The sequence below is a fragment of the Streptomyces sp. NPDC026659 genome (assembly GCF_040638245.1).
Lineage (GTDB): Bacteria > Actinomycetota > Actinomycetes > Streptomycetales > Streptomycetaceae > Streptomyces.
Genome location: NZ_JBEZXY010000011.1, coordinates 75,001 through 87,838 on the forward strand (window position 1 = coordinate 75,001; position 12,838 = coordinate 87,838).

Annotated in this window: 8 protein-coding genes; 6 read left to right on the forward strand and 2 right to left on the reverse strand. The window is 72.3% G+C overall.

Features of this window, described 5'->3' with window-relative positions; translation table 11 throughout:
* Positions 1 to 39: 39 nt before the first annotated feature.
* Positions 40 to 1,050: an aldo/keto reductase gene (locus AB0E91_RS25685; RefSeq protein WP_361786403.1), complete on the reverse strand. Its 1,011-nt coding sequence runs from the start codon at positions 1,048 to 1,050 to the stop codon at positions 40 to 42.
* A gap of 129 nt (positions 1,051 to 1,179) precedes the next feature.
* Between AB0E91_RS25685 and AB0E91_RS25690 the strand changes: the two genes are divergently transcribed.
* The 6 genes from AB0E91_RS25690 to serA all read left to right on the forward strand — a co-directional run bounded on the left by AB0E91_RS25690 (position 1,180) and on the right by serA (position 11,178).
* A complete protein-coding gene (locus AB0E91_RS25690; protein WP_361786406.1) occupies positions 1,180 to 2,148 on the forward strand; it encodes a 2-hydroxyacid dehydrogenase in 969 nt (322 codons plus the stop codon).
* Positions 2,149 to 2,553: 405 nt separating this feature from the next.
* Positions 2,554 to 5,574, forward strand: a complete 3,021-nt coding sequence (locus tag AB0E91_RS25695; protein ID WP_361786409.1) for an EAL domain-containing protein — start codon at positions 2,554 to 2,556, stop codon at positions 5,572 to 5,574.
* A gap of 244 nt (positions 5,575 to 5,818) precedes the next feature.
* Positions 5,819 to 7,669, forward strand: coding sequence for an acetolactate synthase large subunit (locus AB0E91_RS25700; protein ID WP_361786412.1), 1,851 nt, complete (start codon positions 5,819 to 5,821; stop codon positions 7,667 to 7,669).
* A gap of 21 nt (positions 7,670 to 7,690) precedes the next feature.
* Positions 7,691 to 8,215 carry an acetolactate synthase small subunit gene (ilvN, locus tag AB0E91_RS25705; protein WP_018544678.1) on the forward strand — a complete coding sequence of 175 codons (525 nt, stop codon included), beginning with the start codon at positions 7,691 to 7,693 and terminating at the stop codon, positions 8,213 to 8,215.
* 116 nt (positions 8,216 to 8,331) lie between these two features.
* Positions 8,332 to 9,330 carry a ketol-acid reductoisomerase gene (gene ilvC / locus AB0E91_RS25710; RefSeq protein WP_361786416.1) on the forward strand — a complete coding sequence of 333 codons (999 nt, stop codon included), beginning with the start codon at positions 8,332 to 8,334 and terminating at the stop codon, positions 9,328 to 9,330.
* A gap of 258 nt (positions 9,331 to 9,588) precedes the next feature.
* Positions 9,589 to 11,178 (forward strand): phosphoglycerate dehydrogenase, encoded by a 1,590-nt coding sequence (serA, locus tag AB0E91_RS25715; RefSeq protein WP_161179540.1) that lies wholly within the window; start codon positions 9,589 to 9,591, stop codon positions 11,176 to 11,178.
* A gap of 61 nt (positions 11,179 to 11,239) precedes the next feature.
* Here serA and AB0E91_RS25720 read toward each other — a convergent pair whose 3' ends face one another.
* Positions 11,240 to 12,820, reverse strand: coding sequence for an MFS transporter (locus AB0E91_RS25720; protein WP_361786419.1), 1,581 nt, complete (start codon positions 12,818 to 12,820; stop codon positions 11,240 to 11,242).
* Between the last annotated feature and the right edge of the window lie 18 nt (positions 12,821 to 12,838).

The following is a 12,838-nucleotide window of genomic DNA, read 5'->3' on the forward strand; positions in this document are numbered from 1 at the left end:
GCCACATCCGGAGCCCGGAGTTCCCCGAAACACCCCCGGTCAGCCCCAGGCCCCTCGCGCCGCCGACGGCCCCGGCGCCCCCGACAGTTCCGCCAGGTCCTCCGGGGTCAGCCGCAGCTTTGCCGCCCGCGCGTTCTCCTCGGCCCAGTGGGCGTGCTTGGTGCCGGGCAGGGCGATCACATGGCGGCCCCGGGACAGGACCCAGGCCAGGGCGACCTGGGCCGGGGTGACCCCGGGGCCGTGGCGGCGGGCGACGCGGCGCAGATCGGCCACGACCGGCTGGTGGGCTGCCATCATCTCGGCGGTGAAGCGGGGGTGCCGGGCGCGTACGTCGTCCGGCTCGAAACCGTGGCCCGGGGTCAGCGTGCCGGTCAGGAAGCCGCTGCCCAGCGGCATCGCCGCGAGGAACGCCACACCCCGCGCCTCGCACCACGGCAGCAGGGCCCGCAGCGCCTGCGGCGACCACACCGACAGCTCCGCCTGCACCGAGGCCACCGGGAACACCGGCTGCACCCGCCGGAGTTGGTCCAGCGTGGCGTCGTAGGGGCCGGTCCCGGAGCGGCGGGTGCCGCGCGGGCCCACCGCGCACAGCCCGAGCGCCCGCACCTTCCCGGCCCGCACCAGCTCGGACATCGCGCCCCAGGTCTCCTCGACCGGGACCTCGGGATCGGCGCGGTGCAGCTGGTAGAGGTCGATCACATCGGTCTGGAGGCGGCGCAGCGAGGCGTCGCAGGCGCGCTTCACATAGCCGGGGCGGCCGTTGGCCACGACGTGCCGGTCGCCGCCCACCAGCAGCCCCGCCTTGGTCGCCACGAAGGCGTCCGCGCGCCGCTCCTTCAGCACCCGCCCGAGCAGCAGCTCGTTGGTGAACGGGCCGTACATGTCCGCGGTGTCCAGGAAATCCACGCCCAGGTCCAGGGCCCGGTGCACGGTTCGCAGCGACTCCTCGCCCCGCCGCCGCGACGCGCTGTAGGCCCAGCTCATCGGCATGCACCCGAGCCCGACGGCCCCCGCGGCGAGGATCCCCGCGCCGATCGTCCTGCGCTCCACCTGCCCGCGAACCTCCCTCGCCCTCCGCCCCAACCTAACCTCTGCCACCGGCCCCGCCGGAATCGGCCTCTCGCCCGCGACCACCCGAAACGCCTCCCGGCACGACCGTCCTGAATTAGCCTCCCGCACATGACCGATGACGTCTGGCTGCCCATTCCCCCGGAGAAGATCCACGGACTCCCCGACGGGTTCCGCCATCTCTTCTGGGACGGGGGCGAGAACGGGGAGCAGGAGTTCCCCGGCGACCCGGCCGACTGCGTGGCGTACGTGGTGCCGTACCTGCGCAGCGCGGCGGTCAAGCACCGCCCGCTGAAGGAGATGACCCGGCTGCGGCTGATCCAGACCCTCACCGCCGGGGTGGACGACATGCTTCCGGCGCTCTCGGAGGTCGGCCCCGGCGTTCGCCTGTGCAACGCGCGCGGGGTGCACGAGACGAGCACCGCCGAGCTGGCGCTCACCCTCACGCTGTCCGCCCTGCGCGGCATCCCCGGCTTCGTCCGGGCCCAGGACGAGGAGCGCTGGCGGCCCGCGCCGATGCCGTCGCTGGCCGACCGGACCGTGCTCGTCGTCGGGTACGGCGCCATCGGGGAGGCGATCGAGGACCGGCTCGTACCGTTCGAACCGGCGCGCGTGCTGCGCGTCGCGCGCTCCCGGCGCACCACCGAGCGCGGTCTGGTGCACCCGCTCACCGAACTGCCCACGCTGCTCCCCGAGGCCGACGTGGTGATCCTCTCCGTGCCGCTCACCGAGACGACCCGGTACCTGGCCGACGCCGCCTTCCTCGCCCGGATGAAGGACGGCGCGCTGCTGGTCAACGTCGCGCGCGGACCCGTCGTCGACACCGGCGCGCTGCTCGCCGAGCTGGAGCGCGGACGGCTCACCGCCGCGCTCGACGTGACCGACCCCGAACCGCTGCCGCCGGGGCACCCGTTGTGGCGGGCACCCGGTGTACTGATCAGTCCGCACGTGGGCGGGCTCAGCTCCGCGTTCCCGCCGCGTGCCGAGCGACTGCTCGTGGACCAATTGAGCCGGTTCGTGAACCATGAGCCGCTGCGCAACGTGATCCTCACCACCGGCCCCTGCACCACCGGCGGTTGACCGCTCCGGGCACCCTCCGCGACCCTTCGGGCGCGGTCCGTGCCCGCATCACCGCTGGTCGTCACGGAGAGTAGAGAAGCTATGTCCCTGAGTGACGATACTGGTGTATCGTCCCGACAGGGGCAGCGCCGCCGACCGTTCGGCGCCGGGGATGGAAACTTCGGAATGGTGAGGGGGGCGACGGGCGATGCACGGCCTATGGACGAACGATCCGACGCGGCGGAGCCGCCGGCGGCGACCCTGGCGCACGACCGCGCGCGGTCGCGGCCATCACACGAGCCGTCACGGGCACCACGGCTCGCACCACGGCTCACGGCCCGGACCGCACCACAGGCCGGGCGCCCGCAGGAGGCCCGTCCACCGTCTCCCCGCCGACCGGGGACCGGCACGGACCGGGAGGCCCCGGTGAACGCGCCCCCCTCGCTCACGCCGACCGCGCTCGACGGGGTGCTGCGCGCGCCGCAGCCGCCCCAGGCCCCGAGGCCGGTCCCGCCGCCCGCCGCCGAGGGCTCCCGCCTGGCCCAGCAGCTCGTGCTCGCCCTGATCTGCGGGGCGTACGGCATCGGGGCCGCGCTGGGCTGGGGCAGCAAGCAAGTCGCGCTGTTCATGGGCGACTTCGGGCTTGCCGCCGCCGCGGGCATCGCCGCGGTCTCCTGCTTCCTCTACGCCCGCAGCCCCGGGGTGCGCTTCCGCCCCGCCTGGCTGCTCTTCGCGCTCTCCTCCGCGATGGCCGCCCTCGGCAACGCGGTCTGGGGGTGGTACGAGGTCGTCCTCGGCCGCACCGTGCCCAGCCCGAGCTACGCCGACCTGTTCTTCCTCTGCTTCGCGCCGCCCGCCATCGTGGGCCTGCTGGTCCTCGCCAAACGCCCCCTGAACCGGGCGGGCTGGATCTGTCTCACCCTGGACGCCTGGCTGATCGGCGGCTCGCTGCTCACCCTGTCGTGGAGCCTCGCCCTCGCCCAGGCCGCCCGCTTCGACGGCCCGAGCGTCGCGCACACCGCGCTCTCGCTGGCGTACCCACTGCTCGACATCGCCCTGGTCAGCATGGTCCTCGCGCTGCACTTCCGGCGCAGCCCGGGCAACCGCACGGCGGTGAACACCGCGATCGGCGCCCTCGCCCTCACGGTGATGTGCGACGCGCTGTTCACCTCCCCGCTGCTGCACAGCCACTACCGCTCGGGGCAGTTGCTCGACGCGGGCTGGTTCGCCGGCTCGCTGCTGCTCGCGTACGCCCCCTGGGCCGCCCCGAGGCAGCACGCGCACGGCCCCGACGGGCAGCAGCCCCGCACGGCGCGTGACCGCGTCCCCGGGCAGCGCACCGGGGGCTCCGGCCGCCCGCCCGCACCGGACGCCGAACAGGTCCGGTACCCGGCGGGCCGCCCGATCACCGGCTCGCTCGCCGCGCTCACCCCGTACCTCGCCGCCGCCGTGTGCACGCTCGGCATCCTGTACAACGTGCTCAACGGCCGCAGGCCCGACCACGTCGTGCTGATCACGGCCGGGGCCGTCGTCCTCGCGCTCGTCGTCCGCCAGGGCATCATGCTCCTGGACAACATCACCCTCGCCCACGAACTGGCCCACCAGGAGAACCACTTCCGCTCCCTGGTGCAGGGCTCCAGCGACGTCATCATGATCGCCGCGCCGAGCGGCATCCTGCGGTACGTCTCCCCGGCCGCCGCCGGGGTCTACGGCCGCCCCGCCGAGGAACTCGTCGGCACCGAACTGGCCAAGCTCATCCACCCCGAGGACCTGGGCTGCGTCCTGCACGAGGTACGCCGCTTCCTCGCCGCCGGTCCGCCGGACGAACCCACCACCCGCATCGAGTGCCGCTTCCGCTCCGGTACGGGCGGCTGGCTCAATGTCGAGTCCACCGTCAACCGGCACCACGGCGGCCTGATCTTCAACAGCCGAGACGTGACCGAACGCGTCCGGCTCCAGGCCCAGTTGCAGCACAACGCCGAGCACGACCCGCTCACCGACCTGCCCAACCGGGCCCTGTTCACCAGACGCGTCCAGCAGGCCCTGTCCGGGCGCCGGGCCAGCGACCGGGGTGCCGCCCTGCGCGGCACCGCCGTGCTCTTCATCGACCTGGACGGGTTCAAGGCCGTCAACGACACCATCGGACACCAGGCCGGGGACCAGCTCCTCGTCCAGGCCGCCCGCAGGCTCCACGAGGCGGTGCGCCAGTCGGACACCGCCTCCCGCCTCGGCGGCGACGAGTTCGCCGCCCTGATCACCGGCGACGGCACCCGCGACCGCACCGCGCGCGAGCGGAACATCCTGGAGCTGGCCGACCGCCTCAGGGCGACCCTCTCCCAGCCCTACGCCATCGACGGCAACGATGTCCGGGTCAACGCCTCCATCGGCGTCGCCTTCGCCGAGCCGGGACTCGGCGCGGGCGAGCTGCTGCGCAACGCCGACCTGGCGATGTACCGCGCCAAGGCGGGCGGCAAGGGCCGGGTGGAGCTGTACCGCCCGCAGATGCAGCAGGACGTCGTCCGCAAGGCCGAGCTGGCCGGACGGCTGCGGGCCGCGCTGCACGACGGCGAGTTCGCGCTGCTGCACCAGCCGGTGGTCTGTCTGGAGAACGGCCGGATCGCGTCGGTCTCCACACACGCGCGCTGGCGCTCCTCGCAGGGCGTGCTGTTCACCCCCGCCGAGTTCCTGCGGGTCGCGGACGACGGCGACAAGACGGCCGAGCTGGAGCGCTGGATACTCCGCGAGGCCGTGGAGCAGGCCGCCGAGCGGGCCGCCGGGGGACTGGTCGTCCCGGTCGCGGTCCGGATGAGCGCCCGGCGGCTCCTGGACCGCTCGCTGCCGCCGCTCGGCACCATCGAGGCGCTGCTGACCCGGCACGGCCTGCCGCCCGGGGCGCTCGTGATCGAACTCTCCGACACCGACCCGCGGCTCTCCCTGGACGAGCTGGAGCGGCGGCTGACCGCCCTCAGCAGGCTCGGGGTGCGGATCGCGCTCGACGGCTTCGGCGGCGGCTGCGCGGCCTTCACCGCACTGCGCAGGCTCCCGGTGGACATCCTCAAGCTCGACCGCGGTCTGGTCGAGGGCGTCGTGGAGTCCGCCCGGCTGCACAAGATCACCAGTGGGCTGCTGCGGATCGCGGGCGATCTCGGTCTCCAGTCCGTCGCCGAGGGCGTGGACCTGCCCGAACAGGTCGTCGCCCTGCGCGCGATGGGCTGCACCCACGGCCAGGGCATGGCGTTCGCGGGGCCGGTGGACGAGTACCGGCTGCGCCGCGCGCTCGCCGCCGGGCGCTACCCGGTGCCGCACACCGGGGGCGAGCCCGTCCTCGCGGGCAAGGGCGCGGGCGCTGCCGCGGGTGCCGGGGTGTACGCCGGGGGCGTGTCCGCGGTGATCGGTGGTACCACCACCCTCCGCTCACATAATGAGACGGCTGTCCCACCCACTTGACAGTAGGTGCGCGCCGGAGGGAGGGTCAATGCCATGCGCACCCGAATTCTCGTACTTGGAAAGCGCGTCGGCTGAGCTGGGACGACCGGAGGACGATCCGGAAATCCCCAGCGACCTCCCCGACGCGCTCCCCTCGCTTGCCGTCCCGGCACGAGGGGTTTTTTGTTGCACGAGCGACCCTCGTGCGGCGCTCCAGCTCCGCTCAAATCTCGCAAAAACCCTCAGCATCGAGAAGAGAATGCCGATGACCGAGCAGGCCACCGGGGCCCACCATCCGCAGCCGCGGCCCCGATCCGGAGGGCAGCACGCCGCCCCTGTCGAGCACGTCACGGGCGCCCAGTCGCTCGTGCGCTCCCTCGAGGAGGTAGGCGCGGACACGGTGTTCGGCATCCCCGGCGGCGCGATCCTGCCGGCGTACGACCCGCTGATGGACTCCACCCGGGTCCGGCACGTGCTGGTCCGCCACGAGCAGGGCGCGGGTCACGCGGCCACCGGCTACGCGCAGGCCACCGGCAAGGTCGGCGTCTGCATGGCCACGTCGGGCCCCGGTGCCACCAACCTGGTCACGCCGATCGCCGACGCGCACATGGACTCGGTGCCGCTGGTCGCGATCACCGGCCAGGTCGCCTCCAAGGCGATCGGCACCGACGCCTTCCAGGAGGCGGACATCGTCGGCATCACCATGCCGATCACCAAGCACAACTTCCTGGTCACCAAGGCCGAGGACATCCCCCGGGTGATCGCCCAGGCGTTCCACATCGCCTCCACCGGCCGCCCCGGCCCGGTCCTGGTCGACATCGCCAAGGACGCCCTCCAGGCGAAGACCACCTTCTCCTGGCCGCCCGTCATGGACCTGCCCGGCTACCGCCCGGTGACCAAGCCGCACGCCAAGCAGATCCGCGAGGCCGCCAAGCTGATCACCGCCGCCAAGCGCCCGGTCCTCTACGTCGGCGGCGGTGTCCTCAAGGCACACGCCACCGCCGAGCTGAAGGTCCTCGCCGAACTCACCGGCGCGCCCGTCACCACCACCCTGATGGCGCTCGGCGCGTTCCCCGACAGCCACCCGCTGCACGTGGGAATGCCGGGCATGCACGGTTCGGTCACCGCCGTCACCGCGCTGCAGAAGGCCGACCTGATCGTCGCCCTCGGTGCCCGCTTCGACGACCGCGTCACCGGCAAGCTCGACGGCTTCGCGCCGTACGCCAAGATCGTGCACGCCGACATCGACCCGGCCGAGATCGGCAAGAACCGCGAGGCCGACGTGCCGATCGTGGGCGACGCCCGCGAGGTCCTTGCCGACCTGGTGCAGGCCGTGCAGAAGGAGCACAGCGAGGGCAACCAGGGCGACTACACCGCCTGGTGGCGCGATCTGACCCGCTGGCGCGAGACCTACCCGCTCGGCTACGAGCGCCCCGGGGACGGCTCGCTCTCCCCGCAGGCCGTCATCGAGCGCATCGGACAGCTCGCCCCCGACGACACGATCTTCGCGGCGGGCGTCGGCCAGCACCAGATGTGGGCCGCCCACTTCATCCAGTACGAGCAGCCCGCGACCTGGCTCAACTCCGGCGGCGCCGGAACCATGGGGTACGCGGTCCCGGCCGCCATGGGCGCCAAGGCCGGACAGCCCGGCCGCACGGTCTGGGCCGTCGACGGCGACGGCTGCTTCCAGATGACCAATCAGGAACTGACCACCTGCGCGCTGAACAACATCCCGATCAAGGTCGCCATCATCAACAACGGCGCCCTCGGCATGGTCCGCCAGTGGCAGACCCTCTTCTACAACCAGCGCTACTCCAACACCGTCCTGCACTCCGGCCCGGACGACGTCAACCCGGAGGCCCGCGGCACCCGCGTGCCGGACTTCGTGAAGCTGTCCGAGGCCATGGGCTGCGTGGGCCTGCGCTGCGAGCGCCCCGAGGACCTGGACAAGGTCATCGCGGAGGCCAACGCCATCAACGACCGCCCCGTGGTCGTCGACTTCATCGTCCACGAGGACGCCATGGTGTGGCCGATGGTCGCCGCCGGCACCAGCAACGACGAGATCATGGCCGCCCGTGACGTCCGCCCCGACTTCGGCGACGGCGCGGACGACTGAGCGAGAGAGACGTAAACGACCATGTCCAAGCACACGCTCTCCGTCCTGGTGGAGAACACCCCGGGCATCCTCGCCCGCATCGCCGCCCTCTTCTCCCGCCGCGGCTTCAACATCGACTCGCTCGCGGTGGGCGTCACCGAGCACCCCGACATCTCCCGCATCACCATCGTGGTCGGCGTCGAGGACCTGCCCCTGGAGCAGGTGACCAAGCAGCTCAACAAGCTCGTCAACGTGCTCAAGATCGTGGAGCTGGAGCCCGGCCAGGCCGTCCAGCGCGAACTCGTCCTGGTGAAGGTCCGCGCCGACAACGAGACCCGCTCCCAGATCGTCGAGATCGTCCAGCTCTTCCGCGCCAAGACCGTCGACGTCTCCCCGGAGGCCGTCACCATCGAGGCCACCGGCTCGGGCGAGAAGCTGTCCGCCATGCTCAAGATGCTGGAGCCCTTCGGCATCAAGGAGCTGGTCCAGTCCGGCACGATCGCCATCGGCCGCGGCGCCCGCTCCATCACCGACCGCTCGCTGCGCGCCCTCGACCGCTCGGCGTGACCCCCGGCCCGGTCGTCGCCACACCGGCGCGGCGACCGGATGCCGAGACCCCCAGACCTTCCGTCACCCCGCCGCAATACGGTGGGACGCACATCCGCACATCAAGGAGAGTTCCAGTGGCCGAGCTGTTCTACGACGCCGACGCAGACCTGTCCATCATCCAGGGCCGCAAGGTCGCGGTCATCGGCTACGGCAGCCAGGGCCACGCCCACGCCCTGTCGCTGCGGGACTCGGGCGTCGACGTCCGCGTCGGTCTGCCCGAGGGCTCCAAGTCCAAGGCCAAGGCCGAGGAGCAGGGCCTGCGCGTGGTCACCCCGGCCCAGGCCGCCGAAGAGGCCGACGTCATCATGATCCTGGTCCCGGACCCCATCCAGGCCCAGGTCTACGAGGAGTCCATCGCCCCGCACCTGAAGGACGGCGACGCGCTGTTCTTCGGCCACGGCTTCAACATCCGCTTCGGCTTCATCAAGCCCCCGGCGGGCGTCGACGTCTGCATGGTCGCCCCCAAGGGCCCGGGCCACCTGGTCCGCCGTCAGTACGAGGAGGGCCGCGGCGTCCCCTGCATCGTCGCGGTCGAGCAGGACGCCTCCGGCAACGGCTTCGCGCTGGCCCTGTCGTACGCCAAGGCCATCGGCGGCACCCGGGCCGGCGTCATCAAGACGACCTTCACCGAGGAGACCGAGACCGACCTGTTCGGTGAGCAGGCCGTGCTGTGCGGCGGCGCCGCCGCGCTGGTCAAGGCGGGCTTCGAGACCCTGACCGAGGCCGGCTACCAGCCGGAGATCGCCTACTTCGAGTGCCTGCACGAGCTGAAGCTGATCGTGGACCTCATGTACGAGGGCGGCCTGGAGAAGATGCGCTGGTCCATCTCCGAGACCGCCGAGTGGGGCGACTACGTCACCGGCCCGCGCATCGTCACCGACGCCACCAAGGCCGAGATGAAGCAGGTCCTCGCCGAGATCCAGGACGGCACCTTCGCCAAGAACTGGATGGACGAGTACCACGGCGGCCTGAAGAAGTACGACGAGTACAAGAAGCAGGACTCCGAGCACCTGCTGGAGACCACCGGCAAGCAGCTGCGCAAGCTGATGTCCTGGGTCGACGAAGAGGCGTGACCGACGGGCCCCGCGGCCGCGCTCCCCGTTCGCCGGGGGCGCGCGGCCGCGGGGCCGTACGCCGGCCCCGTACAAAGCGGCGCTTCCCGTCCGGGTGATCCTTCCGCAGCGGCACAGTCGGCCGGGCGTCGTCGCACTACACTGCACCACTACATACGCGTCAGGCCCACAGTGTCGTGCGTCTTCCACGCGGCTAGCACCCCTCCACCGCCAGCGGCCGTCGGGACGGCCGTCCGCATTGGACTTGTGAGGACTCACGTGAGCTCGAAACCCGTCGTACTCATCGCTGAAGAGCTGTCGCCCGCGACCGTCGACGCACTCGGACCGGACTTCGAGATCCGGCACTGCAACGGAGCCGACCGTGCCGAGCTGCTCCCCGCCATCGCCGACGTGGACGCGATTCTGGTCCGCTCCGCCACGAAGGTCGACGCCGAGGCGATCGCCGCCGCCAAGAAGCTGAAGGTCGTCGCACGAGCCGGCGTCGGCCTGGACAACGTCGACGTCTCCGCCGCCACCAAGGCCGGCGTGATGGTCGTCAACGCCCCCACCTCCAACATCGTCACCGCCGCCGAGCTGGCCTGCGGCCTCCTCCTCGCCAGCGCGCGCAACATCCCGCAGGCGAACACCGCCCTGAAGAACGGCGAGTGGAAGCGCAGCAAGTACACCGGCGTCGAGCTGGCCGAGAAGACCCTCGGCGTCGTCGGCCTCGGCCGCATCGGCGCCCTGGTCGCGCAGCGCATGTCCGCGTTCGGCATGAAGGTCGTCGCCTACGACCCCTACGTGCAGCCCGCCCGGGCCGCGCAGATGGGCGTCAAGGTGCTGTCCCTGGACGAACTCCTCGAGGTCTCCGACTTCATCACCGTCCACCTGCCCAAGACCCCCGAGACCCTCGGCCTGATCGGCGACGAGGCGCTGCGCAAGGTCAAGCCGACCGTGCGGATCGTCAACGCCGCGCGCGGCGGCATCGTGGACGAGGCCGCGCTGTACGCGGCGCTCAAGGAGGGCCGCGTCGCGGGCGCCGGTCTCGACGTGTACACGAAGGAACCGTGCACCGACTCCCCGCTCTTCGAGCTGGACCAGGTCGTCTGCACCCCGCATCTGGGCGCCTCCACCGACGAGGCCCAGGAGAAGGCGGGCATCGCGGTCGCCCGCTCGGTGCGCCTCGCGCTCGCCGGTGAGCTGGTCCCGGACGCGGTCAACGTCCAGGGCGGTGTCATCGCCGAGGACGTCAAGCCCGGCCTGCCGCTCGCCGAGCGCCTCGGCCGCATCTTCACCGCCCTCGCGGGCGAGGTCGCGGTCCGCCTCGACGTCGAGGTCTACGGCGAGATCACCCAGCACGATGTGAAGGTGCTCGAACTCTCCGCGCTCAAGGGCGTGTTCGAGGACGTGGTGGACGAGACCGTCTCCTACGTCAACGCGCCGCTGTTCGCGCAGGAGCGCGGGGTCGAGGTCCGCCTGACCACCAGCTCCGAGTCGGCCGACCACCGCAACGTGGTCACCGTGCGCGGCACCCTCGCGGGCGGCGAGGAGGTCTCGGTCTCCGGCACGCTGGCCGGCCCCAAGCACGTCCAGAAGATCGTGGCCGTCGGGGAGTACGACGTCGACCTCGCGCTCGCCGAGCACATGGTCGTCCTGCGCTACGAGGACCGTCCCGGTGTCGTCGGCACCGTCGGCCGGGTCCTGGGCGAGGCGGGCATCAACATCGCCGGTATGCAGGTCGCCCGCGCGGCGGCCGGTGGCGAGGCGCTGGCCGTGCTGACCGTGGACGACACGGTCTCGCCCGGCACGCTGACCGAGCTGGCCGAGGAGATCGGGGCGACGTCCGCCCGGTCGGTGAACCTGGTCTGAGCACGTAACGGAGCGCCGGGCGGACCGATCATCGGTCCGCCCGGCGCTCCGGCGTTTCCCCCTACCTCGGGTCGAGCTGCTTCGTGTCGGCCCGCTCCGTGTCCTGATCGGTGCCGGTCTGCTCCGCGCCGAGCCCGCGCAGCGTCACCGCCGCCCCGATCGCGGCGAGCGCCAGCACCACCGCCCCGGTGAGCGCCGCCGCCTGCATCCCGTTGGTGAACGCCTCGCGCGCCGAGGCCAGCAGCGCCTCGCCGGTACGGCCCGGCAGCCGGGCGGCGGTGGCCAGGGCGCCGCCCAGGGTCTCGCGCGCCGGACCCGGGGCGTCCGACGGCATCCCGTGCCGGTAGACGGCGGCGCCGACCGAGCCCAGGAACGCCATCCCGAGCGCCCCGCCCAGTTCCGTGGCCGTCTCCAGCAGCGAGGACGCGGTGCCCGCCCGCTCCACCGGGACGGTGCCCATCGCCAGGTCGGTCAGCTGCGACATCACCATCACCGCGCCGCAGGCCAGCACCCCGGCCCCGGCAAGGACCAGCCACAGGGAGTCGGTGCCGGTGAACGCGAGCAGGACGTACCCGACGGCGGAGACCGCGAACCCGGCGGCGACCACCCGGCCCCGGTCCGCGCCCCGGGCGACCAGCGCGGCGGTCACCGGCCCCGCCACCCCGATGAGCACCGAGGGCAACAGGCTCCACAGCGCGGCCGACAGCGGGCTCTTGCCCAGCACCGACTGGAGGTACTGCGTGGTGTAGATGGCCGAGCCCAGCATCCCGAACGCCGACACCAGCGTCAGCACCACCGCCGGGGTGAAGCCCCGCCGCCGCAGCAGCGTGAGCGGCACCAGCGGCGCGGCGGCCGTGCGCTGACGGTGGACGAAGAGCGCGGCGAAGAGCAGACCCACCGTCACCGAGACGACGTACAGCGGATGCCAGCCCTCGGAGGGGATCTCCTTGAGGCCGTAGACCACGGGCAGGACGGCGGCCAGCGACAGCGGCACGCTCGGCCAGTCGAAGTGGCCGGAGGCCGTCTTCCGCGACTCGGGCAGCAGGACCGGGCCGAGGACCAGCAGCAGGAGCATCGCGGGCAGGTTGACCAGGAAGACCGAGCCCCACCAGAAGTGCTCCACCAGGACCCCGCTCATCACCGAGCCCAGCGCGATGCCGCCGGTCATCACCCCGGACCACAGCCCGATCGCCTTCGCCCGCTCGCCGGGGTCGGTGAACATCGTGCGCAGCAGCGCCATGGTCGACGGCATCAGGGTCGCGCCGCCGACACCGAGCACCGCGCGGGCCGCGATCAGGGTCGCCGCGCTGTCGGCGTAGGCGGCGAGGACGGAGGCGGCGCCGAAGGCGGCGGCCCCCGCCAGCAGCAGCCGACGGCTGCCGAAGCGGTCGCCGAGCGCGCCCATCGTCATCAGCAGCCCGGCCAGGACGAAGCCGTAGATGTCGAAGATCCACAGCTGCTGGGTGCCGCTCGGCCGGAGGTCGGCGCTGATCGCGGGGGTCGCGAAGTACAGCACCGAGACGTCCATCGAGACCAGCAGCAGCGGCAGCATCAGCACGCCCAGCGCGGTCCACTCGCGGCGTCCGGCGCGAACGGGCTTGTCCTGGAAGGGGGTTGGGGTGGTGCTCGTCGGATTCACCATGCCGAGGAATGTACGCGC